Genomic DNA, 25,388 nt, shown 5'->3' with positions numbered 1-25,388 from the left:
CAGCAGGAGCGCTGCATGCCGCATTTCACGATTGAATACTCCGCCAATCTCGACGACCTCGTCGACATGGGCGCGACGGTCGAACTGGTCCGCAAGGCCGCGGTCGAGACCGGCATCTTCCCGCTCGGCGGCATCCGCGTGCGCGCCATCAGATGCGAGCACTACGCGATCGCCGACGGCCGCAAGAATTACGGCTTCCTCGACATGATGCTGCGGCTCGGCGAAGGCCGCGACCTCGCCGCGCGCAAGAAGGCCGGCGAGCACATCTTCAAGGCGCTGTCGGCCCATCTCGATCCGGTATTCGCCAACAGCAAGTTCGCTCTGTCGTTCGACATGCAGATCAACGACAAGGAAACCAGCTGGAAACGCAACAACATCCACGACGCACTGAAGGTGGAGACGGTCAATGGATAAAGCGACAGCGAAATCATCAGCCGACGTGTTCCAGGCCAATCGCGATCGCGCGGGCCCGCTGCTCGCCAAGTTGAAAGCAGAAGGCATCGGCCATGTGATTGACGGCAAGGTCGTGCCGGCGGCCTCCGGCCAGACCTTCGAGACGAAATCACCGATCGACGGCACGGTGCTTTCGACCGTGGCGCGCGGCAATGCCGAGGATATCGACCGCGCGGCAACCGCGGCGGCCAAGGCCTTCAAGGGCTGGCGTGACATGCCGGCAGCCCAGCGCCGCAAGGTGCTGCATCGCGTCGCCGATGCGATCGAGGAGCGCGCCGACGACATCGCCGTGCTCGAATGCATCGACACCGGCCAGGCGCACCGCTTCATGGCCAAGGCCGCGATCCGCGCGGCGGAGAATTTCCGCTTCTTCGCCGACAAATGCGGGGAGGCCCGCGACGGCTTCAACACGCCATCGGACGAGCACTGGAACATCTCGACCCGCGTGCCGATCGGTCCGGTCGGCGTGATCACGCCGTGGAACACGCCGTTCATGCTGTCGACCTGGAAGATCGCGCCTGCGCTGGCCGCGGGCTGCACGGTGGTGCACAAGCCGGCGGAATGGTCGCCGGTGACCGCCGACCTGCTGGTCAAGCTGGCCAGGCACGCCGGTCTGCCCGATGGCGTGTTCAACACCGTGCACGGCTTCGGCGAGGACGCCGGCAAGGCGCTGACCGAGCACCCCGCGATCAAGGCGATCGGCTTCGTCGGCGAGAGCACGACGGGCTCGGCAATCATGGCGCAGGGTGCGCCGACCCTGAAGCGGGTGCATTTCGAGCTCGGCGGCAAGAATCCGGTGATCGTGTTCGACGATGCCGATCTCGACCGCGCGCTCGATGCGGTTGTGTTCATGATCTACTCGCTCAATGGCGAGCGCTGCACGTCGTCGAGCCGGCTGCTGGTTCAAGCGAGTGTTGCCGACAAGTTCGTCGAGAAGCTGACTGCGCGCGTCAGGGCGCTCAAGGTCGGTCACCCGCTCGATCCCGCAACCGAAATCGGCCCGCTGATCCATGAGCGGCATCTGGCCAAGGTCTGCAGCTATTTCGACGTCGCCAAGAAGGACGGCGCCACGATCGCGGTCGGCGGCAAGCCGCATGACGGCCCCGGCGGCGGCCACTATGTGCAGCCGACGCTGGTCACCGGCGCCAACGCAAACATGCGCGTCGCGCAGGAAGAGGTGTTCGGACCGTTCCTGACCGTGATCCCGTTCAAGGACGAGGCTGACGCCATCGAGATCGCCAATGGCGTGCAATACGGCCTGACCGGCTATGTCTGGACCGGCGACATGGGCCGCGCGCTGCGCGTCGCGGATGCGCTCGAAGCCGGCATGATCTGGCTCAACTCGGAAAACGTCCGCCACCTGCCGACCCCGTTCGGCGGCATGAAAGCCTCCGGCATCGGCCGCGACGGCGGCGACTACTCGTTCGACTTCTACATGGAAACCAAGCACGTCTCGCTCGCTCGCGGGACGCACAAGATTCAGAAACTGGGAATCTAGCCAGCACTGTCATTCCGGGGCGACGCGTAGCGGCGAGCCCGGAATCCATAACCACGATCGTGAGTATGGATTCCGGGCCTGCGCCAAGAGGCGCATCCCGGAATGACGAGCCAAATTGAGGAAACACCGATGCCCGCTCCGACCCACGTTTTCGATCCACCGTTCAACATCATCCGCTGCAGCCACGCCGTGCTCGACGTCACGGATTTGGAGAAGAGCGCCACCTTCTACGAGAAGACCGTCGGCCTCCATATCGAGGACCGCGACGACAAATCGGTGTATCTGCGTGCCAGCGAGGAGCACCAGCATCACTCGGTGGTGCTGCGCAAGGCGGCGAAGGCTGCCTGCAACCGCCTCGGTTTCAAGGTCGGCAATGACGGCGACCTCGACAAGGCGGCGGCGTTCTGCTCCGAGAACGGCATCGCCTATGCCTTCGTCGACCAGCCGTTCCAGGGCCGCACGCTGCTATTCACCGATCCGTTCGGCTTCCAGATCGAGCTCTACGCCACGATGGAGAAGCGCCCGCATCTGTTGCGGCGCTACGATCTCTACAAGGGCTGCCATCCGCAGCGGCTCGACCATTTCAACGTGTTCGCCGCCGAAGTGCAGGACACCGTCGACTTCTACGCCCGGCTCGGTTTCCGCCTCACCGAATATGCCGAGGAGGACGGCGACAACGGCCGCATCGCAGCCGCCTGGATGCATCGCAAGGGCAATGTCCACGACTTCGCCATCACCAACGGCCGTGGCCCGCGCCTGCATCACATCGCCTATTGGGTGCCGACCGCGATGAACATCGTGCATCTCTGCGACGTGATGGCCTCCTCAGGCTTCCTCGCGAACATCGAGCGCGGGCCGGGCCGGCACGGCATCTCCAACGCCTTCTTCCTCTACATTCGCGATCCCGACGGCCACCGCATCGAGCTTTACACCAGCGACTATTTCACCGGCGATCACGACCACGAGCCGCTGCGCTGGTCGCTGCGCGATCCGCGCCGCCAGACGCTGTGGGGCGCACCGGCGCCGCGCTCCTGGTTCGAGGAAGGTTCGACCTTCGCCGGCCAGGCGGTGCGCGAGCCCCGCTTCGTCGCCGACGTGCTGGTTGCAGACTAGTGCACGCCTCCCTTCACACGTGGTCCCGGCCGAGTGCGCGATTGCGCACGGAGCCGGGACCCATAACCACCGGATAGGGTTGCCGAAAGAATGTCTAGCCGCGTACCCATTCCGATGGCCGCGGCGTATGGGTCCCGGCCTTCGCCGGGACGACATCAAGAATTGGATAGCTAATGTCAGCCCCTTGCCTCGCCACCTATTCCGTCAACGGCGCCTCGCAATATGGCGCCGTCACCGACACCGGCATCGTCGACCTCTCGTCGCGCTTCGCCAAGGACTATCCGACGCTGCGCGAGGCGATTGCCGCCGGCGCACTGACCAGGCTTGTCGAGGACGCCGCCAAGCGCGCGCCCGACGTCGCGCTGGACGCGGTCACCTGGCAGCCGCCGATCCCGGCGCCGGACAAGATCATCTGCATCGGCGTCAACTATCCCGACCGCAATGCCGAGTACAAGGACGGCTCGGACGCGCCGAAATATCCGAGCATGTTCCTGCGGGTGCCGCGCTCCTTTGTTGGTCACAACACGCCGGTGGTGCGGCCGCGCGTCTCGCCGCAGCTCGACTATGAGGGCGAGCTGGTGCTGGTGATCGGCAAGGCCGGCCGGCATATCCCCGAGAGCGCCGCGCTCGATCACATCGCCGCGATCACGCTCTGCAATGAAGGCACCATCCGCGACTGGGTGCGCCACGCCAAGTTCAACGTCACCCAGGGCAAGAATTTCGATTCCACCGGCAGTCTCGGCCCGTGGATCGTGCCCTACACCAGCGAGGCGCAGATCGCCGATATCAAGCTGACCACACGGGTCAACGGCGAAGTCAGGCAGGACGACCGCACCTCGCGCTTGATCTTCGGCTTCCGCTACCTCATCAACTACATTTCGACCTTCACGACGCTGGTTCCCGGCGACATCATCGTCACTGGCACTCCGACTGGCGCAGGTGCGCGGTTCGATCCGCCGCGCTATCTGAAGCCCGGCGATGTCGTCGAGGTCGAGGCCGAAGGCGTCGGCATCCTGCGCAACGGCGTCGTCGACGAAGCCACCTAACCTCACAAGCAAGTGGACAGTGCCATGACCTCAACATCCGGCGGCAAAGCGATCGTCAACGGCCTCGTCGCCCACGGCGTCGACACCGTGTTCGGCCTGCCCGGCGCGCAGATCTATGGCCTGTTCGATGCCTTCCACCAGGCGCAGCTCAAGGTGATCGGCGCCCGGCACGAGCAGGCCTGCGGCTACATGGCGTTCGGCTATGCCCGCTCCTCTGGCAAGCCCGGCGTGTTCAGCGTGGTGCCCGGTCCCGGCGTGCTCAACGCCTCGGCGGCGCTGCTGACCGCATTCGGCTGCAACGAGCCGGTGCTGTGCCTGACCGGCCAGGTACCGACGCAATTTCTCGGCAAGGGCCGCGGCCATCTGCACGAGATGCCGGACCAGCTTGCGACGCTGCGCACCTTCGTGAAATGGGCCGACCGGATCGAATATCCTGACAACGCACCCGCGATGGTGTCGCGTGCATTCCAGGAAATGCTGTCGGGCCGGCGCGGTCCCGCATCGCTGGAGATGCCCTGGGACGTCTTCACCCAGCGCACCCAGGTTGCCCCGGTCAAACCGTTCGATCCATTGCCTGCGCCGCAGCCCGATCCTGACCGCGTCAAGGCTGCCGCCGATCTGATCGCCGGCAGCAAGGCGCCGATGATTTTCGTCGGCAGCGGCGCTATCGAGGCCCGCGAGGAGATCCTCGAGCTCGCCGAGATGATCGATGCGCCAGTGGTCGCTTTCCGCAGCGGCCGCGGCATCGTCTCCAACGCGCATGAACTCGGGCTCACCATGGCCGCGGCCTACAAGCTATGGCCAAAGACCGATCTGATGATCGGCATCGGCACGCGCATGGAGCTGCCGACCATGTCGCGCTGGCCTTATCAGCCGGCCGGCCTGAAATGCGTGCGCATCGACATCGATCCGGTCGAGCTGCGCCGCTGGCCGGCCGACGCCGGCGTGATCGCGGACGCCAAGGCCGGCACCGCCGACCTCATCGCGGCCGTGCGCAAGGCGGGCTACAGCAAGACCTCCGGCCGCCGCGCCGCGATCCGCGAGGCGACCGCGGCCACCGCCCAGGAGATCCAGCGCATCCAGCCGCAGATGGCCTATCTGAAGATCCTGCGCGAGGTGCTGCCGGCGAACGCCATCGTCACCGACGAGCTGTCGCAAGTCGGCTTCGCCTCCTGGTACGGCTTTCCGATCTACGAGCCGCGCACTTTCGTCACGTCGGGCTATCAGGGCACGCTCGGCTCGGGCTTCCCGACCGCGCTCGGCGCCAAGGTCGCCAACCCCAATAAACCGGTGGTCGCGATCACCGGCGACGGCGGTTTCATGTTCGGCGTGCAGGAGCTCGCCACTGCCGTGCAGTTCAAGATCGGCGTGGTGACCTTGGTGTTCAACAACAACGCCTATGGCAATGTCCGCCGCGACCAGCGCGAGCGCTTCGACGGCCGTGTCGTTGCCTCCGACCTGGTCAATCCTGATTTCGTCAAGCTCGCGGAGTCCTTCGGTGTCGGCGCTGCGCGCGTCACCTCGCCGGATCATTTCCGACCCGTACTGGAGAAGGCGCTGGCCGATGGCGGCCCCTATGTGATCTCGGTGGAAGTGCCGACGGATTCGGAAGTCAGCCCCTGGGCGTTCATCCATCCCGCGAGGAACAATTAGGCATTTTTCACGCCGCGTTGCAGCCGCGACGCGGCGATCACGAGCAGGCCGGCGCCGGCGACCGACCAGCAGGCGACCGGCGCCCAATGCACCAGCGGCGCATAGTCCGGTATCTTCTGCAGGCCGCCCGCGACCGCGGCCATCCGCGCAAAGGTCGCGAGCGCCAGCGCGGAGAACACGAGCCCGGTGACCTTGCCTTCCGCGCCGGTCTCTCCGATCGCAAGCGCAGCGGACACTGCGCTCATCAGCATGCAGCCCCAGGCGGCTCCCGCCATGAATTGCGCCACGATCAGGGCATTGAGGCTTCCGGCGATCTCCGCGCCGACGATGGCGAATGCGCCGAGCAGCCCCGCCGCGCCCATCACGATCAGGCCGCCGCGATGCTTGACGACGATGCTTGCCGGAAACATCGCGATGTTGAAGCCGATCCAGAACACCGGCATCAGCCATTGCAGACTGTCCGGCTTGGCAAAGTGCAAGTAGAACGGGACGCTGTTGATGTTGAAGTGCAGCTGATAGCCGAGCGAGAGCAGCACCATCGACGCGATCAGGAACATCGGCACCGCCCCGAGCCGCTTTGCCGGTGGCGCCAGGCGCTCCGGCTGCGCTTCCTCCGCGACGCGGCGCTCGATCCCTGAGAACGCCACCGCGGTCAACAGCAGCACGGCGCCCGACAGCACGAACGGCAGCCGCGCATCCTGGTTGCGCAGCACGACGGCGAGATAGGGCGAGACCGCACCGGCGATGCCGTAGCCCAGCATCGCCAGCGCGGCGAGGAACGGAACCGACGGCTGCGCGCGATATTTTCCGAGCAACGTCAACGGCGGCGCGCGCAAGGCCGACGACGTGATCGCCCAGATCACGATCAACGCCATCAGCCAGGCCTTTGCGCCCGGCCCGCTGCCGGCCACGTAAGGCAGCGCGACGAAGGCGGCACAGGAGATCGCCGCGAGCACGCCGACAAACACGCCAAGGCGTCCGATCAGAAGCGAGATCCTGTCGGCGGCCATGCCCATCGCGGTGTCGGTGATGGTGAAGATGCCCTGATCCAGCATCAGGATCAGGATCACGGTTGTGGGCGCTATGCCGACCTCGGCGCACAGCTTTGGCAGGTAAATCAGATAGGTCGTCCAGCCCAGCGTGAATACGAGCTGCAGCACCGCGAGATAGACGCCGGTGCGGTTGACGGCGCGGTCGGCCTCGATGGTCATGGGCGAAGTTTAGACCAGCTCTCCCATTTGCGGGAGGCCTTTGGTCGACCAAGCAAAGGTACGCGCTGCCAAAATATCGAAAACAACCCCATGCAAAGGAGCAGCCGGCCACTGGCACTCGGAATAGCGCTTGACGCGTCGGGCAAATCAGAAGTATATTTTGATTATTCCGAAATAATGCAACCGCCGTCGCCGCACAATAGCTAGCGCACCTTGCGGAAAGTCAAATTGATGCGCTGGCGGCCGAGCATGCTGTGCTCGCCCTCGGCGAGCGCTGCCACGCCGTGATAAAACAACCGTGACGGTCCACCCCATACCGCGACGTCGCCATGTTCGAGCCGATAGCGGCGCGGCGTATCGCTGCGTTTCAGGCCGCCGAACATGAAAATCGCGGGCAGCCCGAGCGAAATCGAGACGATCGGCGCGCCGTAATCAAGCTCGTCCTTGTCCTGATGCAGAGACAGTTTCGCACCGGGGACGTAGCGGTTGATCAGGCAGGCCTCCGGCGCGAAGCCGTTGAAGCCGGCCGCGTCAGCCGCATCGGCGGCGAGCCTGCGCAACACCTCCGGCATCGCCGGCCAGGGCTGTCCGGTGTCAGGATCGATTGGATCATAGCGATAGCCGCTCGCGTCGGAGACCCAACCGACGCTGCCGCAATTGGTCATCGCTACCGACATCCGGTGGCCGCCCGGCGTGATCAGATGCCGGAACGGCGCCTGCTTGACGATGACGCGCAAGGCCGGGATCAGCTCGGCTTCGAACGCCCGGACAAAGCCGCGCAACAGCACCGCGCCGTCCGCGATGGTCTCGCGCGGCGGCCGTGCATCGCCAATGGTCTCGAACAGATCAGCAGCCACGCCTCTGCACACTCACTTTGCGTCGTGGAAGATCACACCAACGGTGTGGCGATGGCCGGACCTGATCCGGCTGACGCCGTGGCGCAGATTGACACGATACGGCCCGCGCGTCCCCTGCACCGGACGATGATGCACGGCAAAGGCCACCGCATCGCCCTTGGTCAGCGGCACCACCTCGGGCCGCGACTGCATCCGCGGCCGCTGCTCGGTCAGCACGAACTCGCCGCCGGTGAAATCGCGCCCCGGCTGCGACAGCAGGATCGCGACCTGGATCGGGAATACGTGCTCGCCATAGAGATCCTGGTGCAGGCAATTATAGTCGTCCTCGCCATATTGCAGCAGCAGCGGCGTCGGCCGCGTCTGCCCGGCCTCATGGCAGCGCTTCAGGAACGCCGCGTGCGACGGCGCATAGCTGATCTCGATCCCCATCGTCTCGTTCCAGCGATTGGCGGTGGCGGTCAGCCGCGCATACAGCGCCGGCCGCAGCTCCGCGATCAGGTCCGGCAGCGGATAGGAGAAGTACTTGTACTCGCCGCGGCCGAAGCCATGGCGGCCCATCACGACCCGGCTGCGGAACCGGCCGTCATCGGGATAGAGCGCGGCGATGGCATCGCATTCCTCTGGCTTCAGCAGGCCGCCAAGGACCGCGCAGCCCTGTCCGTCGAGGTCGGTCGTGATCTGGTCCCAGTCGAGCGCGTCAACGCGGGCGGGAATGCTGGTGGTCGGGCGGGTGATGGTTCTGGCTGTTGCTGTCATGGGGCGGAATCTGGCCCTTGAGCGCAGCTGGCGCCACCCGATTTCCGATCTAAATATGCCGAGAACGGTGCCACAATCACGGTGTCGTCCCTGCGAAAGCAGGGACCCATAACCACAGGTGCCGGTTGTAAGAAGGCCGTCCGGCCGCGTGCCCCTTACGAAAGCAGCGGCGTATGGGTCCCTGCTTTCGCAGGGACGACGTGCGGAGGAAGTGCCGACTAGCTTTCGACAGGATCACGCGCGGAAGGAAATCAGCCCCTGACCGGCAGCGTCACCACGTCGTAGCCGTGGCTGATCTTCCGCTTCAGCACCGGGTCTTCCAGCTCGAACTCGAAGCGGCTGGCGGGGCGGATGCCGCCCTTGGCCGCGAAGGTGCCGCCGAACATGGCGCAGCCGTCGGGCAGCGCACCTTTGTCGAAGCCGCGCGCGATCAGGTCCTTCACCGGCAGCATGTGATCGAGCGTGCCCTCCTGGTAGAGCACGCGCTGGCCGCCAATTGTGGCCCAGGACCGCAGGATGAGCTGGTCCCAATGATCGATGACGTCCTCGAGTTCCCACAGCTCTGACGCGACAGGCTTGTCGCACATCTGCTTCGACACCGTGACGCTGTAGCTCTCGACCTTGCGGTCGGTATGATCGGAGCCGCAGCCGACGAAGGTGCGGCCCTGCCAGCCGATCAGCACGAACTCGACCTCGCCGCTCGAATCCTCGCCGCAGACCTCGATGGTGTCGGCAAAGGTCAGCCGGCGCGCCGAGCAGCGGTAATAGATCGGCGTCGTCGCGGGCCGTGCGATGCCGAGCGCTTCGAGCTCGGCGATGTGCTTGTCGCGCGCCACCGGATCGCGGCCGGTCCAGCCGGCGATCACGGCCTGCTTGATTTCGAGCGTGAGCGGCGTCGCGACGCCCTTGTCATCGACATTGAAGGTGAGATCAAACACGGATGACAGTCTCCATTCCGGCGGCAAGCTCGAAGATATGGCGATCCGAACCGCCCGCGGCGGCGAGCATCAGGCCAACCGGCGCTTCGCCCTCGCGATGCGCGGGCAGCGAGATGGCGCAGCCATCGAGCACGTTGATCAGCGAGGGATTGCGCAGCGCTCGCAAATTCTCCGTGGCGAACGCCTTGTCGTCGGCGAGGCTGGCGATAGTCGGCGGCAGGTTCGCCGTGGTCGGCAGCACCATCGCGTCATAGGGCGCGATCCGCGCCTCGGTCCGGGCGATGAACGACCGCCGCGCGTTGATGATGTCGATATAGTCGGCGGCAAGAAATCCCTCGCCGCGCTGGATCCGCACCGCGACACGCGGATCGTAGATGTCGCCCTTGCTGGCCAGCAGGAAACGGTGCCAGGCATAGCTCTCGGCCGCGGAAAACCCGCCCTTGGTGTTCATCACGCCGACATCGAGCAGTTCGGGCACCTCGATCCGCTCGATCAAGGCGCCGGCGCGCGACAACGTCGCCAGCGCACGCTCGAAGGTCTTTGCGACGGCATCGTCGAGGTCGTCGAGCACGACCGTGGTCGGTACCGCGAGCCGCATGCCCTTCACCGGCCGCGGAGTGACCGGCGTCACCGGCTCGTCGGCCAGCACCGCATCGAGCGCGGCACAGCAGGCGACTGAATTGGCCAGCGGGCCGTAGCTGTCGAGCGTGAACGACAGCGGCACGCCGCCATCGAGCGGAATCCGGCGCTGCGTCGGCTTGTAGCCCACGATGCCGTTGAAGGCGGCCGGAATCCGGCAGGAGCCGCCGGTGTCGGTGCCGAGCGCGCCGAACGCCATGCCGTCGGCGATCGAGACCGCAGCGCCCGAGGACGAGCCGCCGGGCACATGGCCGACGCTCCGGTTCCAGGCGCTCTTCGGCGTGCCGTAATGCGGATTGATGCCGATGCCGGAATAGGCGAACTCGGTCATGTTGGTGCGGCCGATCACGATGAAGCCGGCGCGCTTGAGCCGCGCCACGGCGGGCGCATCGGCATCCGCCGGCGCGGAATCATCCAGCGCCCGGGAGCCTGCGCGCGTCACCTGCCCCTTGATGTCGAACAGGTCTTTGATCGAGACCGGGATGCCGGCAAAGGGTGACGGCGCCGCATTGGCCTTGCGCAGCCGGTCCATGGCGTCGGCGGCCTCCAGCGCGGCGTCGCGGTCGACACGGATGAAGGTGCGCTGCCCCTCGCCCGCCGGATCGGCGATCCTGGCGATGCATTGCTCGACGAGCTTGCGGGCGGAGGTCGCGCCGCTGGCGAGGTCGGCGGCAAGGGAGGCGAGTGTCGGATTTTTGGGCATGGCTTTCACTTTACGGCTTGCACTTCACGGCTTGCTGGCTGGCAATTCAAAAGGTCTTGCGGTTGATTGTCGCGCGAACCGGCGCCGATTTCCAGACCGGTGCGCCGGCATCACTTCAGCCCGAAATAGGCCCGGTGCAGTTCTTCATTGCCGCTCATCTCGGCAACCGAGCCGGAGAAGCGGATCCGCCCGCCTTCCAGCACGAATACGCGGGTGGCAATCTCAAGGAAACCGATATTTTGCTCGGCGATCAAGAGCGCCAAGCCGCGGCCCTGCAGGCTCGACAAGGCGCGAAGCACCTCCTTGACGAACAGCGGCGACAGCCCGGCCGAAGGCTCGTCCATGACCAGCAGCTTCGGCTCGGCCGACAGCGCCTTGGCGATGCCCAGCATCTTGCGTTGGCCGCCGGACAGGCTGGAGGCCGGATCGCGGCGCTTGTCGCGCAGCACCGGAAACAGGCCGTACAGTTCGTCGACCCGCGCGCCCGGATTGGCATGGCCGAGCGCCTGCGCGCCGACCCGGATGTTCTCCTCGATCGACAGATCGGGAAACACCGCGAGCTCCGACATGTAGGTCATGCCGCGCTTCATGCGGTCGGACGATCGCATCCTGGTGATGTCCTCGCCGCCGAGCTTGATGTGGCCGCTGCGGGCTTCGATCAGGCCGACCAGCGACTTCAGGAAGGTGGTCTTGCCCGCGCCATTGGCGCCGAGCAGCAGCACGGTCTCGCCGGGGCGGACGTCGAGATCGACGCCCCACAACACCTGCATGGTGCCGTACCCGGCATCGACGCCGCTGGCGTCCAGAAGCGACGCTGCATCAGTGGGCATGCTCGCCTCCCAGGAACACCTCGATCACCTGTGGCTCGCGCACCGCGGTCGCGAGCGTACCTTCGAAGATCTCCTTGCCCGCATTGAGCACGATGACGCGGTCGGTGATCTGCTCGATGAAGCCCATCAGATGCTCGACCACGATGATCGCCATGCCAGTCGCGGCCAGCGCCTTGATGCGGCCGGCGATCCAGTCGAGCTCCGCCGGGTTGAGACCGGCGGCGAGCTCGTCGAGCAGCAGCAGCCGCGGCCGCGTGGCGAGCGCGCGGGTGAGATCGAGCATCTTCTGCTGCGCACTGTTGAGATCGGCTGCGGGGCGGTCGGCGACCTCCTTCAGCCTGAAATCCTCGAGCAACTCGGCGATCGACGGTGGCGTACCGGTCGCGCCGCCATAGGCCAGCGCCACCTGGATGTTCTCGCGCACCGTGAGCGACAGGAACGGCTTTGGCACCTGGAAGGTGCGGTTGATGCCGCGGTGAACGAGCTTGTGCGAGGCGACGCCGCCGGAGGATGCGCCGTCGAACACGACCTCACCGCCGTCAGGCGCGTAAAGGCCCGAGATCACGTTGATCGCCGTGGTCTTGCCGGAGCCGTTCGGACCGACCAGGCCAAGGATCTCGCCGGGCACTACATGAAAGCTCAAGCCATCGAGCGCGTGGAAGCCGCCGAAACGCTTGACCAGCTTCGAGACCTTGAGGATGGAGTTTTGCTCAGGGGACATGCCACCCCCTGCGCGTTGCCAGCGACACCAGGCCTGCGGGCAGGAACAAGACCAATCCCATGATCAGGAGGCCATAAATCAGCTGGAAATATTGCGGCGTGGTGAAGCCGATCAGATTGTAGATGCCGTAGAGGATCAGCACGCCGACGATCGGTCCGGTGATGGTGGCAACCCCGCCGAACAGCGCGAACACGATCGCGAAGATGCTGAACTCGCCGGAGAACACGTTGTCGGGATAGAACACCGAGACGTACCAGGCGTAGATGCCGCCGGCGAGACCGGCGACCAGCGCCGAGGCGAGCCAGGCAATCACCCGCATCTTGATGATGTTGACGCCGGCCATCGAGGCCGACACCGCATCCTCGCGCACGGCCTGCAGCGCCAGGCCGAATGGCGAGTTCTTGAGATAGATCACCGCGCCGACCGTCAGCGCCATGACGACGACGGCTGCATAATAGGCATGGGTCGGGTTGAACGTGCCGGTCAGCGACACGCCGTACGGGCCCTTGGTGATCCCCTCCAGCGCGGGGTTGGCGACGAAGTGCAGCACGGCGAGCGAGGCCGCGAGGTTGGCGATCGCAAAATACGCGCCCGACAGCCGCAGCAGCGGCGTCAGCAACAGGCCGAGCGCGACCGCGACGACGCCGCCGACCAGTACGGCCAGCGGCGCCGGCGTCTGCAGATGCATCACCATGATGGCAAAGCCGTAGGCGCCGGCACCGAAGAAGCCGACATAGCCGAACGGCAGATAGCCGGTGAAGCCATAGATGATGTTCACGCCTTGCGCGAGGATCAGGAAGATCACGAAGTTGAACAGCAGCAGATGGTTCTGATAGACGCCGGGCAGCAGTGCGAACACCACCACCAGCGGCGCAAGGATGAACAGCAGGTGTTTCGAGGCGTTAGGCAACGCGCACCCGCCTTCCGAGCAGACCGCTCGGGCGCAACAACAGGATCACGATCAACAACACATAGGGCAGCAAGTCGGCCCAGGAACTGAGATAGGTCTGCACCAGCATATAGCAGAGGCCGTAGACGACGCCGCCGAGCGCGGTGCCCAGCGGGTTGCCAAGCGAGCCGAGCACGACGATGGCAAAGGACGTCACCGTCGCATCGGCGCCGAACGCCGGCGTCACCGAGCCGAACATGAAGGGCGCGAACACGCCGGCGACGGCCGCGATGCCGAGCCCGATGCCGAACGCCGCCGCCGAGACGCGATCGACATCGATGCCGGTCGCCAGCGCCTCGTCGCGGCGTGACATCACCGCACGGGTCAGGGTGCCGAGCCGCGTGTGGTAGAGATAGAGGTAGACCAGCGCGATCGCGACAAGGCTGGTGCAGGCTGCGATCACCCACGGCGCGGGAAAGCCCTGGCCGAAGATCTGGATCGGCCCTGCCCCGCCGGCCTTGCCGCCGAACCACTTGACCTTGATCGTGGTAAACACGGTGCCGAGCAGCCGGCTCTGGATCGAGCGCTCGCTGGTGCCGGCGAAGATCGTGGTGACGGCTTCGATTACCTGCGACAGGCCGAAGAACAGGATGATCGACAGCATTTCCGGGTTGGCCGAGCCCTGCAGCCGCGGCACCAGCACCCAGTACAGCAGCACGCCCGCCAGCACGAAGACCATGAAGGCCAGCGGCACCGCGAACAGCGGGTCGATGCCGGCAATGCCGACCACTCCGAGCGCGATGAAGGCGCCGAGCATCAGGATGTCGCCATGCGCAAGATTGACGATGCGCATGACGCCGAACACGAGATTGAGACCGATGCCGACCAGGCTGAAATACAGCCCGAACAGCACGCCGGCAACGAGCGCATAGGTCATGCTACCGCTCGCCGCCGAAGGTTACGCCTGCCGCACTCACCTGCATCACGGCGCCGGATAGATCGGCTTGCCGGTGGCGGTCTCGTGCGGATAGATCGAGACGAACTTGATGTGATCGTGCTCGTCGACTGTGAGCTGGCCGAGCGGCGTCAATTCGCCGATCTGGCCGCCGGTCTCATCCAGCGCGAAGGTGCCGTCCAGGGTCTTGAGCTGGCCGCTGAGCGAGAACACCGCGCGGCGCAGCTCCATCTGGTCGAGGCTGGTCGCAACCGACAGCGTCTTCTCGATCACCAGCGCCGTGGTGTAGCCCGCCACCGCGTTGAAGCCGAACTCCATCTTGCCGTCGTTGTACTTCTTCAGCCACGCGGCGCGGAAGTCCTTCATGGTCATCCCGAAATTGACGGGATAGTCCAGCTCGGACGGCGGCACATAGGTCCAGACGTGCTCGAGGCCCTTGGCGCCGACGTTCTTCTCGAGCAACTCGGTCTCGAGGCCGGCATAGATCGCGAACAGCATCTTGAACTTGGTGCCGACGTCCTGGACGTTGCGCAGAAAGGCGATGTCGTTCGGCGCGTAGCCGAAATGGATCACCGCGTCGGGATTGGTGTTGCTGATGTTGTTGATGATGACGTTGTAATTGGTGGTCTCGGTCGGAACGCCCTGGTCGTAGACGATCTCGATCGGCGCGCCGGACTCCTTGACGAACTTGCGGAACGCGTTGGCCTGGGTGCCCGTGAACTCGTTGGTCGCGTAGAGGATGGCGATCTTCTTGATGCCAAGGCCAGGGCCGTCATGGCTGATGAAATCCGCCACCGGCTTCGGCCAGACCGTCGACACGGGATCGGCCATCAGCGCGATGTAGGGATTGTCCTTGGAGAAGAAGCTCGCGCCGGTGCCGGTCTGGTCGAACAGGAACATCTTGTGGTCGCGCGCGATCGCGACCGCGGGCGCCGTCAGCACCGATCCGGAATCGGCGACCAGGAGGTCGACCTTATCCTGGGTGACGAGCTGATTATAAAGCGTCGAGGCGGTCGCGGTGTTGCTCTGGTCGTCATAGGAGACGAGCTTGATCGGGATCTTCTTGTCGAACGCCTTCACGAAGACGCCACCCTCGGCGTTCTTCTGCTCGACCCACAATTTGAGCGAGCTGTAGACCGGCATCGAGATCGAGGCGTAGCGCCCCGAGGACGCGTAGAGCGTGCCGATCTTGATCTCCGACGGTGCGTCGGCGGCCATCGCCTGCGTGGCAAATGCGAGGCTGGCAGCGAGTGCCGCGCCGATGATCCTCAGCATGATATTATTCCTCCCGGGTATCTTGGACGTCTTGTGGACCGGTCTTCGACACATCTTGGACCGCGGCCCTTCTACGCGCCGGACCGGAGCGACACAAGCATCGCGGCCTTAGCAATTGTGCGAGGGGCGGAATATGCGGCATGCGCGGGACACAGGCCGCTGCGCGGGGCGTGGATGAACCGTTGACGGCCGTTGGTCCAATGGCGCATCAAGACTGCAACGATTTCGGGAGGAGACATCAGACATGGCCGAGCCCGCGCGCGCGAAACCAAAACCGACACCTGAGACCCAGCATTTCTGGGACGGCACCAAGGCCGGCGAACTGCGCCTGCAGCGCTGTGACGCCTGCGCCAATGTCTACTTTCCGCCGCGGCCGTTCTGCCCCTCCTGCGCCTCGCGCAAGGTCTCGGTCTTCAAGGCCACCGGCAAGGGCAAGCTCTACAGCTACGTCATCAATCATCGTCCCGCCGCGCCCGGCTTCACGCCGCCTTATGCGATCGCCATCGTCGAGCTCGACGAAGGTCCGCGCATGATGAGCAACATCATCGATTGTCCGCAGACGCCGGAAGCGCTCGAGCTCGACATGCCGCTCGAGGTCGCCTTCGAGGCACTCGACGACAAGATCACCCTTCCTTTGTTCCGCCCGGCAAAGGGGTAATGTGATGCGCAGGAACCAGGTTGCCGTCGTCGGTGCGGCCGAAACCACCGAACTCGGGGTCATCCCGAACATGTCGCAGATCCAGCTGCACGCGGATGCGGCGCTGAATGCGATCGCGGACGCCGGCTTAAAACTGTCCGACATCGACGGCTTTGCCACCGCGGTCGAGACTCCGCAGCAGATGGCCCATTATCTCGGTATCACGCCGACCTGGGTCGACGGCACCTCGGTCGGCGGCTGCTCCTTCATGCTGCATGTCCGTCACGCGGCTGCGGCGATCGAGGCCGGCCTCTGCAAGACCGTGCTGATCACCCATGCCGAGAGCGGCAAGTCGATGATCGGCAAGCAGCCGCGCTTCACCGCACCCGACAGCCTCAACGGCCAGTTCGAGTCGCCGTTCGGCGTCTACGGGCCGCCGAGCATGTTCCCGATTCCGGTGCTGCGCTTCATGAAGACGCACGGCATCACGCATGAGCAGCTCGCGATGGTCGCCGTCGTGCAGCGCGAATGGGCGGCGAAGAACCCGCGCGCGACCATGAAGGATCCGATCACGGTCGCCGACGTGCTGAACTCGCGGATGATCGCCTATCCGTTCCGGCTGCTGCAATGCTGTCTCGTCACCGACGGCGGCGGCGCGCTGATCCTCACCTCCGCCGATCGCGCCAGGGATTTCCCGCAGAAGCCGGTCTACATTCTCGGCACCGGCGAGAGCGTCGAAACACCGATGGTCAGCCAGATGAAGACGTTTGACTCATCGCGCGCCTTCAAGGTGGCGGGCCCCTTGGCCTTCAAGGAAGCCGGCATCGCCCACAAGGACGTCGATCACCTGATGATCTACGACGCCTTCGCGCATTTGCCGCTCTACGGCCTCGGCGACCTCGGCTTCATGCCGCATGAGGAAACCGGCAAGTTCATCGCCGACGGCAACACCCGCCCCGGCGGCAAGCTGCCGCTCAACACCAATGGCGGCGGGCTGAGCTACATGCACTCCGGCATGTACGGCATGTACGCACTGCAGGAGAGCGTGCGGCAGATGCGCGGCATCGCGCCGGCGCAGGTGCCGAATGCGAAGATCTCGGTCTGCCACGGCGTCGGCGGCATGTTCGCTGCGTCAGGCACGATCATCTTTACGAACGAAAAGTAGCAACCTCCGTCATTCCGGGATGCGCCTTCGGTCGGCAATAGCCGACCTGAGGCGCAGGCCCGGAATCCATACTCCCGATCGTTGTTATGGATTCCGGGCTCGTCGTTTCGCTCCGCCCCGGAATGACGAAAAGAAAATCGCTCATTCCGAGAATCGGACACAAGGAGAACCCACATGGCAAAATCACTGCAGGATAAAGTCATCATCGTCACCGGCGCGGGCCGCGGCATCGGCCGCGAGATCGCGCTGCTTTGCGCGGCGGAAGGTGCCAAGGTCGTGGTCAACGATCCCGGCGGCGCCGCCGACGGTGGCGGCTCGAGCGCGGCGCCCGCCGAGGAGGTGGTCGAGGAGATCAAGAAGCGCGGCGGTACCGCCGTCGCCAATTTCGAGTCGGTGGCGGAGGCCATTCCCGCCAGCAAGATCGTGAAGACCGCGACCGATCATTTCGGCCGGCTCGACGGCGTCGTCAACAATGCCGGCATCCTGCGCGACATGATCTTCCACAAAATGAGCGTGGAAGCTTTCGAGGCCGTCATCAAGGTGCATCTGATGGGCTCGTTCTATGTCAGCCACGCCGCGGCGCGCATCTACCGCGAGCAGGCGTCGGGCTCGTTCGTGCACTTCACCTCGACCTCCGGCCTGATCGGCAATTACGGCCAGGCCAACTACGCCGCCGCCAAGCTCGGCATCGTCGGCCTGTCGAAGTCGATCGCGCTCGACATGGGCCGCTTCAACGTGCGCTCGAACTGCGTGTCGCCGTTCGCCTGGACCCGCATGATCGGCACCATCCCGACCGAGACCGACGCCGAGAAGGCGCGCGTCGAGAAGATCAAGCAGATGGGCCCGGAGAAGATCGCGCCGGTCTGCGCCTATCTGCTCTCGGACGCCGCCAAGGACGTCACCGGGCAGATCTTCGGCGTGCGCATGAACGAGATCTTCCTGTTCGGCCAGCATCGCCCGGTGCGCTCGGTTCATCGCGGCGAGGGCTGGACGCCCGAGACCATTGCTGAGCACGGCATGCCGGCGCTGAAGGGATCGTTCGCCAAGCTCGACCGCTCGGCCGACGTCTTCACCTGGGATCCGATCTGAATTTGGGATCCGATCTGACAGTTTTATGAAAAAGTCGCCTCGGCGAACGCCGTGCGCAATCGCGCACGAGGCCGAGGCGGCACACTCTTTGGTTGTTTCTTCATAGCGCGCCCGCATTGTGCCCGAATTGCGGGCGCATGATCGTCCTCCCGATAACAAAAAGCCTGGGAGGACTTTCGTGACAAATCCAAACAACACGAAGCAACACGAGAGCGACGGCGCGAAGGCGTTCGACCGTCGAACCATCTTGCGCGGCGCAACCGCGCTTGCTGCAACTGCGATGGCTGCATCCGATGCTACAGCGCGCGACTTCGGCCGCAACGCGGAGCCGCAGCGTTATCCCGATCCCGACATCGTCGTGATCGACGACAAGCGCTTCAAGGCCAAGGTCGGCAACACCGCGATCAAGCGGCTCTACACCGGCTGCCTCTGGGCTGAAGGCCCGGCTTGGAACGCGCAGGGCCAGTATCTGGTGTGGAGCGACATCCCGGCCAACCGGCAGTTGCGCTATCTCGACGATGACGGCCACATCTCCGAGCAGTTCCACAAGCCGTCGAACGAGGCCAACGGCTCGACCTTCGATTTCGAGGGCCGCCAGATCACGGCCGAGCGCACGCGGCTGGTGCGCTACGAGCACGATGGAACCGTCACGTCGTTGGCCGAGCAAGCCAATGGCAAGCAGCTCAACGGGCCGAACGACATGGTCGTGCATCCCAACGACAAGTCGATCTGGTTCACCGATCCCGGCTACGGCGCGATCTCGATCTACGAGGGCCAGCGTGCCAACACCGGCTCGAACCAGCCCTACCAGAAAGAGGCCGTCTACCGCATCGATGCTGTGACCGGGCAGATCACCAAGGTTGCCGACGAACCGTTCAAGCCGAACGGCATCGCCTTCAGCCACGACTACAAGAAGGTCTATGTCTGCGACACCGGCATCACGCATTATCCGAACGCGAAGAACATCGTCTGGCAGTACGACCTCAACGGCGACAAGTTGTCCAACCCGCGCACGCTGATCGACATGACGCTGGACGGAAAGTCTGGCTTCCCGGACGGCATGCGTGTCGACATCGATGGCAACATCTGGGTCGGTGCCGGCTGGGTCGGACCGGGCTATGACGGCGTGCAGGTGTTCGCGCCGGACGGTGCGCGCATCGGCCAGATCCTGCTGCCGGAGACCTGCGCCAACCTCACCTTCGGCGGCAAGAAGCGCAACCGCCTGTTCATGACCGCAAGCCAGTCGCTCTACGCGGTCTATGTGGAGACAAGAGGCGCGCACAACTGCTGAGCTAGCCGTCGTCCCGGCGCAGGCCGGGACCCATTACCACCGCTGTTGATTACAGGAAAAGGCTGGGGCCCACATCGTTCACGACACGTCCAGTCGTGGTTATGGGTCCCGGCGTTCGCCGGGACGACGCTGTGGCTAGCCGCTGTTCCTTAACCCCGCCGAGATCCCGTTGATCGTGATCTGAATCCCGCGCAGCACCTGCTCGTCGGGGTCCTTCGCGCGATGCTCCTTGAGTAGCTCGACCTGCACGTGATTGAGCGGGTCGAGGTAGGGGAAGCGGTTGCGGATGCCGCGCTCCAGCAGCGGATTGCCCTGCAACAGCCGGTCGTGGCCCATGATGTCGAGCAGCGTCTCGATCGAGAGATGCCACTCGCGGCGGATCTGGCCAAAGATCGTCTCGCGCAACGCGACGTCTGGCACCAGCTCGGCGTAACGCGAGGCGATCGCGATCGAGCTCTTCGCCAGCACCATGTCCATGTTGGAGAGCAGCGTCCGGAAGAACGGCCATTCCCTGTAGAGTTCCTGCAGGAACGGCATGCCCTGCTCGGGATGCCCGGCAATCCAGGTCTCGACCGCGCTGCCGAAGCCATACCAGCCCGGCAGCATCAGCCGGCATTGCGCCCAGGAGAACACCCACGGAATGGCGCGCAGGTCCTCGATCTCGCGGGTCTTCTTGCGCGAGGCCGGACGGCTGCCGATGTTCAAGGTCGCGATCTCGTTGATGACGGTCGAGCCCCAGAAATAGTCGGCGAAGCCTTCGGTCTCATAGACGAGACCGCGATAGGCCTTGAACGCGAGCGCGGAAATCTCCTCCATCGCCTTGAGATATTCGGGGCGCGGCGCGTTCTGCCGCGGCTGCAGCAGGCTGGTTTCCAGCGTCGCGGCGGCCAGTATCTCCAGATTGCTGCGGCCGACCTCGGCATTGGAATATTTCGACGAGATGATCTCGCCCTGCTCGGTGATGCGTATCTGGCCGTTCACCGCACCGCCGGGCTGCGCGATGATCGCATCATAGCTCGGGCCGCCGCCGCGGCCGACCGAGCCGCCGCGGCCGTGGAACAAGCGCAGCCGCACGCCGTGCCGTTCGAACACCTCGACGAGGCCGATCTCGGCCTTGTAGAGTTCCCAGCCCGAGGTGACGAAGCCGCCATCCTTGTTGCTGTCGGAATAGCCGAGCATCACCTCCTGCACGCTGCCGAGACTGTCGACCAGCTTGCGATAGTCGTGCAGCACCAGCATGCGGTCCATGATGCCGCTCGAGGCCTGCAGATCCTCGATGGTCTCGAACAGCGGCACGATGTTGATGGCGCTGCGGCCGGACGGGTTGACCAGCCCGACCTCCTTCAGCAGCACCGCCACCTCGAGCATGTCGGACATGCCCTTGCACATCGAAATGATGCATTGGGGGATCACTTCAGGACCGAACCTGGCGTGGGCCTCGGCCGCGGCCCGGAACACGGCGAGCTCGCCCTGCGTCTCATCGGAATATTTGACGAAGGGCGACGCCAGCGGCCGCGCGTTGCGCAATTCGCCGAGCAGCAGGCTGACGCGTGCATCCTCGCCTAGCGCCAGATAGGACATGCCGGGATTTGCGGTGTCGAGCAGCTCGGCGATGGTGCGTTCATGCACTGCAGAGTTCTGGCGGATGTCGAGCCGCGCCAGATGGAAGCCGAAGCAATCCACCGCGCGCCGCAACTGCCGCAGCCGGCCACGCGCGATCACGCCGGAATTGTTGGCGATCAGCGAGCGATTGAGCACGTCAAGATCGGCCTGGAACTCATTCACGCTCGCATAGGGTTCGGCCTTGCCGACCGGCGGCCGCGTGGTCTCGACCTCGAGCCGCATGGCGGTGGCTGCGAGCCGCGCATAGATGCCGGATACCGCCAGACGATACGGCTCGCCGCTCCGATGCGGCGAGGTGTCCGGCGAGCGCTCGGCAAGGATCCGCAATTCGTCCGAGATGTCGGCGAGATGCGCCGCGAGCGACAGCTCGGCGCCGAGCGTATGCAGCTGTTCGAGATAGAAGCTGAGCACCCGGCTCGACTGCAGCCGCAGCGTGCCGCGCATCACCTCCGCCGTGACGAACGGATTGCCGTCGCGGTCGCCGCCGATCCAGCTTCCCATCCGGAGGAACGAGGCGAGTTCGCCCGCCTCGCCGCCCTCGTTGTTCAGGCGGTCCTCCAGCGCGCAATGCACGCGCGGGACTTCCTGCAGGAAGGTGTAATCGTAGAACGACAGGCCGTTGGCGACCTCGTCGAGCACGGTGAGCTTGGTCCGGCGCAGCAGGTTGGTCTGCCACAACGTCACGACCGCGCGGCGCAGCTGTTCGTCGCTGGCCTCGCTCTCCTCCGGCGTCATCTGCAGCCGCTCGCGGCGGTCGAGCAGGTCGGCGATCTCCATCTCGCGGTCCATCGTGCTCTTGCGGCGGACCTCGGTCGGATGCGCGGTCAGGACCGGACTGACCAGCGCGTTCCTGAAGAAGCTGCGCAGGTCGGCCGGGCTGATTCCGGCCTGGCGGGCATGGACCAGCGTCTGCTCCAGCGTGCTCGGCCGCGGCGCCCCGCTGGGGCCGCGGCTGCGCATCTGGCGAATGTTGTTCTGGTCCTCGGCAATGTTGGCGAGGTGGGAGAAATAGCTGAAGGCGCGGACGATCTGCAGCGTCTCGGCGATCGACATGCCGTCGAGGATGCCTTCCAGCTCCCGCCGCGCCAGCTTGTCCTCGTCGCGATGGAACCGGACCGAGGTCTGGCGGATCCGCTCGACCAGGTCGAACACATCGGCGCCTTCCTGGTCGCGCACCGTATCGCCCAGCACGCGCCCCAGGAGCCGGATGTCGTTCCGGAGCCGGGCATCCTCCTCTTGTGCCGCCTTCTCAAGGAGACTGGCTTCTGCGGCACTCCTGGCACCGAGGTCGGTCTCGGAAGGCATGGTCTGGGGTGACATGGCGGACTACTCCAGAGGCTGCCGGGTTCCTCCGGAGTGTGCGCTTTTTTTGCCGCAGCGCAAGATGAACTTGGAAGCGCTGCACACTCGGCCGTCGTCCCTGCGAAAGCAGGAACCACAGTCGGCTGTGGTTGGCCGGCTGGGGCCACAGCGATGCGCAACACTGCCACTCTTGGTTATGGTCCCGGCCTTCGCCGGGACGACGGCGAGTTTGCGGCCCTAGATCCTAGATCCTCCGCCCGGCCCGCTCCCAATACGGATCGCGCAGCCGGCGCTTGAAGATTTTTCCGGAATCCTCCCGCGGCAAATTGGTCTGGATCTCGATGTGCTTGGGCACCTTGTAATCGGCGAGTGCGGTCTTGAGCTGGGCGCGGACGGAGGCGATGTCGAGCGTCACGCCGGGCTGCGGCTCGACCACCGCCAGCAGCGCCTCGCCGAACTCGGCGTCGGGAATGCCGAACACCGCGCAATCATGCACGCCGGGCACCGCATGCAGCACGGCCTCGATCTCGGCCGGATAGATGTTGACGCCGCCTGATATTACCATGTCGCGCTTGCGGTCGCAGATGAAGACGTAGCCGTCGGCGTCGATATAGCCGACGTCGCCCGAGGTGATGAATCCCTGCCGGTCGATCTCGGCGCGCTTCTCGGACTTGTTGTGATAGGTGAAATCGGGATTGCCCGCGATCCGCGAGTAGATCTCGCCGATCTGTCCCTGCGGCACCTCCTTGCCGTCGTCGCCGACGAAGCGAAGCTCGGCACCGGGCGAGATCTTTCCGACCGTGCCGGGCTTCTTCAGCGCGTCCTCGGAAGTGGCGAACGTCACGGCGCCTGACTCGGTCGAGCCGTAGAATTCGTAGATCACCGGCCCCCACCATTCGATCATGGCGCGCTTGACGTCGGGCGGACAGGGCGCGGCGGCATGGATGATGTGGCGCAGCGACGACATGTCGTACTTCCGGCGCACCTCCTCCGGCAGCTTCATCAGGCGGATGAACATCGTCGGCACCATGAAGATGGTGTCGATCTTCTCGCGCTCGATCAGGTGCAGAAATTCCTCCGCGTCGAAGCGCGGCATCAGCACCAGCGCGCCGCCCAGCTTGCCGGAACGCAGCCCGAAGGAATTCGGCGCCGAATGGTAGAGCGGTCCCGGCAGGATCGCGCGTGCTCCCGGCCTCAGGCCGTAGATCATCCCGCGCATTGCTTCCGCATTGGCGGTCTGTTCCGGCGTCGGCGCGAAGCGGCGCACGCCCTTCGGATGGCCCGTGGTACCCGAGGTGTAGATCATGTTCTGCGGCTGCGGCACCACAGGGCCGTCATAGCGCGGGAATTGCGCCAGCCAGGATTCGAAATCGATCGCGAAATCGGGCGTCGCGAGATGATCGGGATTGATCTTGTAGTTGGCGAGGATTTCCGGCGGCGTCGGCACGCTGAGCACGGTGACATCGGGCGGGATCGCACCGCGCAGCGGGTGCAGCATGTCGGTGTGGCCGATCAGGACGCGCGTGCCGGAATCCGTCAGCACGTAGTTGATCTCCTCCGGCTTGAAGTGCCAGTTTATCGGCACGCCATAGGCGCCGAGCCGCATCGCCGCATAGGCCGCCTCGATGAAGGCGATGTCGTTTCGCATCAGCATGCAGACGCTGTCGCCCGGTTTGACGCCGAGCTTGTTCAGGCCGCTGGCAATGCGTTCAGTGCGCCCGGCGACCGCAGCGTGATCGCGCCGGCGACCACCGCTGATGATGCCGAGGAAGGGTTGGGACGTTTCCATTTTGTCTTGATCCGATCTCTCGTCGGGTTACGTGGTCATTCCGGGTTGGTCCGAAGGACCAGACCCGGAATCTCGAGATTCCCTGGTGCGCAATTGCGCACCATAGTTCGATGCTGCGCATCGCGCCGGAATGACGGAAGGATCACCCCACATCCGCAAACCTTGGCGCCCGCTTCTCCAGATTGGCGCGCACGGATTCGGTCTGGTTCGGGCTGCCGAGCAACTTCTGCTGCTCGACGGATTCCGCAAGCAGCGCGGCGGCCGGATCGACCGACAGATTGTTCAGCATCCGCTTGGCGGCACGGATCGCATCCGGGCTCTTACCGGCGATCTCGCGCGCGACTTCGAGCGCGGCGGCGCGCGGATCGTCGCAGACGCGGGTGGCGAGGCCATAGCTCTGGGCTTCCTGCGCCGAGAAGATGCGGCCGGTGTAGGTGAGCTCGCGCAGGATATCGTCGCGTACCAGGCTCGCGAGGATCGGCGTGCCGGCCATGTCGGGGACGAGGCCCCATTTGATCTCCATGATCGACATCCGCGCATCCGGCGACAGGAAGCGCATGTCGGCGCCGAGCGCGAGCTGGAAGCCGCCGCCGAACGCGACGCCATGGACCGCGGCGATCACGGGCACCGGAAGCTGGCGCCAGCCCCAGACCGCCTGCTGCGCGAAATTGGCCTTGCCGTGGGTGCGGATGGTGAGGTCACGGTTCTCGCCGCCGGGTACCCCATTACCGCCGTCCTTCATGGCGGCGAACCGGCCCATGTCGAGGCCGGCGCAGAAGGCCCGGCCCTCGCCGGACAGCACGACGACCCGAACGCCTTTTTCCTTGGAAAGCCGGTCGGTTGCGGCGACCAATGCCTCGAACATCGCGGCATCGAGCGCGTTCATCTTGTCCGCCCGCACCAGGCGGACATCGGCGATACCGTCTGAAATCGATATCGAAACGCGATCTTCCAT

General features: G+C 65.1%; 22 protein-coding genes. 9 read left to right on the top strand and 13 right to left on the bottom strand.

Annotated features, from left to right (window positions below; genetic code table 11):
• Positions 1-15: 15 nt before the first annotated feature.
• From H8B02_RS01820 to H8B02_RS01800, 5 genes are all read left to right on the top strand, one after another.
• A complete protein-coding gene (locus tag H8B02_RS01820; protein WP_229164475.1) occupies positions 16-414 on the top strand; it encodes a 5-carboxymethyl-2-hydroxymuconate Delta-isomerase in 399 nt (132 codons plus the stop codon).
• Complete coding sequence (gene hpaE / locus H8B02_RS01815) at positions 407-1,951, top strand: 5-carboxymethyl-2-hydroxymuconate semialdehyde dehydrogenase (protein ID WP_229164473.1); 1,545 nt, start codon at positions 407-409, stop codon at positions 1,949-1,951. Before H8B02_RS01820 ends, hpaE begins: the two co-directional genes overlap by 8 nt.
• Positions 1,952-2,080: 129 nt before the next feature.
• Positions 2,081-3,064, top strand: a complete 984-nt coding sequence (hpaD, locus tag H8B02_RS01810; protein WP_229164471.1) for a 3,4-dihydroxyphenylacetate 2,3-dioxygenase — start codon at positions 2,081-2,083, stop codon at positions 3,062-3,064.
• 173 nt (positions 3,065-3,237) lie between these two features.
• Entirely contained in the window at positions 3,238-4,110 is an 873-nt protein-coding gene (locus H8B02_RS01805; RefSeq protein WP_229164469.1) for a fumarylacetoacetate hydrolase family protein, read from the top strand.
• 24 nt (positions 4,111-4,134) lie between these two features.
• A complete protein-coding gene (locus H8B02_RS01800) occupies positions 4,135-5,763 on the top strand; it encodes a thiamine pyrophosphate-dependent enzyme (protein WP_229164467.1) in 1,629 nt (542 codons plus the stop codon).
• Here the strand turns inward: H8B02_RS01800 and H8B02_RS01795 are convergent.
• From H8B02_RS01795 to H8B02_RS01750, 10 genes are all read right to left on the bottom strand, one after another.
• On the bottom strand, positions 5,760-6,974 hold the full coding sequence (locus H8B02_RS01795; protein WP_229164465.1) for an MFS transporter: 1,215 nt from the start codon (positions 6,972-6,974) through the stop codon (positions 5,760-5,762). The two genes, H8B02_RS01800 and H8B02_RS01795, sit on opposite strands and share 4 nt — an antisense overlap.
• A gap of 203 nt (positions 6,975-7,177) precedes the next feature.
• Entirely contained in the window at positions 7,178-7,831 is a 654-nt protein-coding gene (gene alkB, locus H8B02_RS01790) for a DNA oxidative demethylase AlkB (protein ID WP_229164463.1), read from the bottom strand.
• Positions 7,832-7,843: 12 nt separating this feature from the next.
• Positions 7,844-8,587, bottom strand: coding sequence for a 2OG-Fe(II) oxygenase (locus tag H8B02_RS01785; RefSeq protein ID WP_229164462.1), 744 nt, complete (start codon positions 8,585-8,587; stop codon positions 7,844-7,846).
• Positions 8,588-8,838: 251 nt separating this feature from the next.
• Entirely contained in the window at positions 8,839-9,525 is a 687-nt protein-coding gene (locus tag H8B02_RS01780) for a DUF2848 domain-containing protein (RefSeq protein ID WP_229164460.1), read from the bottom strand.
• The gene (locus H8B02_RS01775; RefSeq protein ID WP_229164458.1) at positions 9,518-10,867 is read right to left on the bottom strand and encodes an amidase; all 1,350 of its coding nucleotides are present in this window, start codon (positions 10,865-10,867) and stop codon (positions 9,518-9,520) included. Before H8B02_RS01775 ends, H8B02_RS01780 begins: the two co-directional genes overlap by 8 nt.
• A gap of 110 nt (positions 10,868-10,977) precedes the next feature.
• Positions 10,978-11,697 (bottom strand): ABC transporter ATP-binding protein, encoded by a 720-nt coding sequence (locus H8B02_RS01770; protein ID WP_229164456.1) that lies wholly within the window; start codon positions 11,695-11,697, stop codon positions 10,978-10,980.
• On the bottom strand, positions 11,687-12,418 hold the full coding sequence (locus H8B02_RS01765; RefSeq protein WP_038379455.1) for an ABC transporter ATP-binding protein: 732 nt from the start codon (positions 12,416-12,418) through the stop codon (positions 11,687-11,689). The genes H8B02_RS01770 and H8B02_RS01765 overlap by 11 nt, the downstream gene beginning before the upstream one ends.
• Positions 12,408-13,328 carry a branched-chain amino acid ABC transporter permease gene (locus tag H8B02_RS01760; RefSeq protein WP_229164454.1) on the bottom strand — a complete coding sequence of 307 codons (921 nt, stop codon included), beginning with the start codon at positions 13,326-13,328 and terminating at the stop codon, positions 12,408-12,410. Before H8B02_RS01760 ends, H8B02_RS01765 begins: the two co-directional genes overlap by 11 nt.
• On the bottom strand, positions 13,321-14,244 hold the full coding sequence (locus tag H8B02_RS01755; protein ID WP_092125078.1) for a branched-chain amino acid ABC transporter permease: 924 nt from the start codon (positions 14,242-14,244) through the stop codon (positions 13,321-13,323). Before H8B02_RS01755 ends, H8B02_RS01760 begins: the two co-directional genes overlap by 8 nt.
• A 45-nt stretch (positions 14,245-14,289) precedes the next feature.
• The gene (locus tag H8B02_RS01750) at positions 14,290-15,537 is read right to left on the bottom strand and encodes an amino acid ABC transporter substrate-binding protein (protein ID WP_092125077.1); all 1,248 of its coding nucleotides are present in this window, start codon (positions 15,535-15,537) and stop codon (positions 14,290-14,292) included.
• Positions 15,538-15,781: 244 nt separating this feature from the next.
• Between H8B02_RS01750 and H8B02_RS01745 the strand changes: the two genes are divergently transcribed.
• The 4 genes from H8B02_RS01745 to H8B02_RS01730 all read left to right on the top strand — a co-directional run bounded on the left by H8B02_RS01745 (position 15,782) and on the right by H8B02_RS01730 (position 19,719).
• Positions 15,782-16,195, top strand: coding sequence for a Zn-ribbon domain-containing OB-fold protein (locus H8B02_RS01745; protein WP_024579400.1), 414 nt, complete (start codon positions 15,782-15,784; stop codon positions 16,193-16,195).
• 4 nt (positions 16,196-16,199) lie between these two features.
• Complete coding sequence (locus tag H8B02_RS01740) at positions 16,200-17,339, top strand: thiolase C-terminal domain-containing protein (RefSeq protein ID WP_229164452.1); 1,140 nt, start codon at positions 16,200-16,202, stop codon at positions 17,337-17,339.
• 174 nt (positions 17,340-17,513) lie between these two features.
• The gene (locus tag H8B02_RS01735; RefSeq protein ID WP_229164450.1) at positions 17,514-18,428 is read left to right on the top strand and encodes an SDR family oxidoreductase; all 915 of its coding nucleotides are present in this window, start codon (positions 17,514-17,516) and stop codon (positions 18,426-18,428) included.
• A gap of 178 nt (positions 18,429-18,606) precedes the next feature.
• Positions 18,607-19,719 (top strand): SMP-30/gluconolactonase/LRE family protein, encoded by a 1,113-nt coding sequence (locus H8B02_RS01730; RefSeq protein ID WP_229164448.1) that lies wholly within the window; start codon positions 18,607-18,609, stop codon positions 19,717-19,719.
• Positions 19,720-19,854: 135 nt separating this feature from the next.
• Here H8B02_RS01730 and ppc read toward each other — a convergent pair whose 3' ends face one another.
• The 3 genes from ppc to H8B02_RS01715 form a co-directional block, all read right to left on the bottom strand.
• Entirely contained in the window at positions 19,855-22,662 is a 2,808-nt protein-coding gene (ppc, locus tag H8B02_RS01725; protein WP_229164447.1) for a phosphoenolpyruvate carboxylase, read from the bottom strand.
• Positions 22,663-22,888: 226 nt separating this feature from the next.
• Positions 22,889-24,433, bottom strand: a complete 1,545-nt coding sequence (locus tag H8B02_RS01720) for an acyl-CoA synthetase (protein ID WP_229164445.1) — start codon at positions 24,431-24,433, stop codon at positions 22,889-22,891.
• Between the two features lie 142 nt (positions 24,434-24,575).
• Entirely contained in the window at positions 24,576-25,388 is an 813-nt protein-coding gene (locus H8B02_RS01715; RefSeq protein ID WP_229164443.1) for a crotonase/enoyl-CoA hydratase family protein, read from the bottom strand.

It is taken from the genome of Bradyrhizobium altum (genome assembly GCF_020889705.1).
Lineage (GTDB): Bacteria > Pseudomonadota > Alphaproteobacteria > Rhizobiales > Xanthobacteraceae > Bradyrhizobium > Bradyrhizobium altum.
This window is presented reverse-complemented; position numbering and strand designations above follow the sequence as displayed.

What these genes read in the sequence shown, in the direction of transcription:
- H8B02_RS01820 (WP_229164475.1), top strand. Translation starts at nt 16, where the DNA reads ATGCCGCATTTCACGATTGAATACTCCGCCAATCTCGACGACCTCGTC.
- hpaE (WP_229164473.1), top strand. Translation starts at nt 407, where the DNA reads ATGGATAAAGCGACAGCGAAATCATCAGCCGACGTGTTCCAGGCCAAT.
- hpaD (WP_229164471.1), top strand. Translation starts at nt 2,081, where the DNA reads ATGCCCGCTCCGACCCACGTTTTCGATCCACCGTTCAACATCATCCGC.
- H8B02_RS01805 (WP_229164469.1), top strand. Translation starts at nt 3,238, where the DNA reads ATGTCAGCCCCTTGCCTCGCCACCTATTCCGTCAACGGCGCCTCGCAA.
- H8B02_RS01800 (WP_229164467.1), top strand. Translation starts at nt 4,135, where the DNA reads ATGACCTCAACATCCGGCGGCAAAGCGATCGTCAACGGCCTCGTCGCC.
- H8B02_RS01795 (WP_229164465.1), bottom strand. Translation starts at nt 6,974, where the DNA reads ATGACCATCGAGGCCGACCGCGCCGTCAACCGCACCGGCGTCTATCTC.
- H8B02_RS01785 (WP_229164462.1), bottom strand. Translation starts at nt 8,587, where the DNA reads ATGACAGCAACAGCCAGAACCATCACCCGCCCGACCACCAGCATTCCC.
- H8B02_RS01775 (WP_229164458.1), bottom strand. Translation starts at nt 10,867, where the DNA reads ATGCCCAAAAATCCGACACTCGCCTCCCTTGCCGCCGACCTCGCCAGC.
- H8B02_RS01770 (WP_229164456.1), bottom strand. Translation starts at nt 11,697, where the DNA reads ATGCCCACTGATGCAGCGTCGCTTCTGGACGCCAGCGGCGTCGATGCC.
- H8B02_RS01765 (WP_038379455.1), bottom strand. Translation starts at nt 12,418, where the DNA reads ATGTCCCCTGAGCAAAACTCCATCCTCAAGGTCTCGAAGCTGGTCAAG.
- H8B02_RS01755 (WP_092125078.1), bottom strand. Translation starts at nt 14,244, where the DNA reads ATGACCTATGCGCTCGTTGCCGGCGTGCTGTTCGGGCTGTATTTCAGC.
- H8B02_RS01750 (WP_092125077.1), bottom strand. Translation starts at nt 15,537, where the DNA reads ATGCTGAGGATCATCGGCGCGGCACTCGCTGCCAGCCTCGCATTTGCC.
- H8B02_RS01745 (WP_024579400.1), top strand. Translation starts at nt 15,782, where the DNA reads ATGGCCGAGCCCGCGCGCGCGAAACCAAAACCGACACCTGAGACCCAG.
- H8B02_RS01740 (WP_229164452.1), top strand. Translation starts at nt 16,200, where the DNA reads ATGCGCAGGAACCAGGTTGCCGTCGTCGGTGCGGCCGAAACCACCGAA.
- H8B02_RS01735 (WP_229164450.1), top strand. Translation starts at nt 17,514, where the DNA reads ATGGCAAAATCACTGCAGGATAAAGTCATCATCGTCACCGGCGCGGGC.
- ppc (WP_229164447.1), bottom strand. Translation starts at nt 22,662, where the DNA reads ATGTCACCCCAGACCATGCCTTCCGAGACCGACCTCGGTGCCAGGAGT.
- H8B02_RS01720 (WP_229164445.1), bottom strand. Translation starts at nt 24,433, where the DNA reads ATGGAAACGTCCCAACCCTTCCTCGGCATCATCAGCGGTGGTCGCCGG.
- H8B02_RS01715 (WP_229164443.1), bottom strand. Translation starts at nt 25,388, where the DNA reads ATGGAAGATCGCGTTTCGATATCGATTTCAGACGGTATCGCCGATGTC.